The sequence below is a fragment of the Bradyrhizobium sp. IC3123 genome (assembly GCF_020193625.1).
GTDB classification, from domain to species: domain Bacteria; phylum Pseudomonadota; class Alphaproteobacteria; order Rhizobiales; family Xanthobacteraceae; genus Bradyrhizobium; species Bradyrhizobium yuanmingense.
On sequence record NZ_JADYVF010000057.1, the window covers coordinates 1 to 603 of the forward strand.

Sequence of the window (603 nt, forward strand, 5' to 3'; positions counted from 1 at the left end):
GCGTCGGCATGGACGTGGTCCGCACCAATATCGACCAGATCGGCGGCACCATCGACATCAAGAGCGTGGCCGGCGAAGGAAGCTCCGTCACCATCAAGATCCCGCTGACGCTCGCCATCGTCTCGGCCCTGATCGTCGAAGCCGCCGGCGACCGCTTTGCGATCCCGCAGCTCTCGGTCGTGGAATTGGTCCGCGCCCGCGCCAACTCCGAGCACCGCATCGAGCGCATCAAGGACACCGCGGTGCTCAGGTTGCGCAACAAGCTCCTGCCGCTGATCCATCTGAAGAAGCTCCTGAAGATCGACGACGGCGCGGCCTCCGATCCCGAGAACGGCTTCATCGTGGTGACGCAAGTCGGCAGCCAGACCTTTGGCATCGTCGTCGATGGCGTGTTCCACACCGAAGAAATCGTGGTCAAGCCGATGTCGACAAAACTGCGTCACATCGACATGTTCTCCGGCAACACCATTCTGGGTGATGGCGCGGTCATCATGATCATCGATCCCAACGGCATCGCCAAGGCGCTCGGCGCCGCCGGCTCCTCGGCCCATGGCATGGGTGACGAAGCGGCCGGCCATCACATCGGAAGTGGCGAGCAGACCA

Annotated in this window: 1 protein-coding gene; it reads left to right on the forward strand. The window is 63.0% G+C overall.

Annotated features, from left to right (window positions below; genetic code table 11):
• Positions 1-603 (forward strand): chemotaxis protein CheW (locus I6F20_RS38635; protein ID WP_225131602.1); only part of this gene is annotated, 603 nt, incomplete at both ends.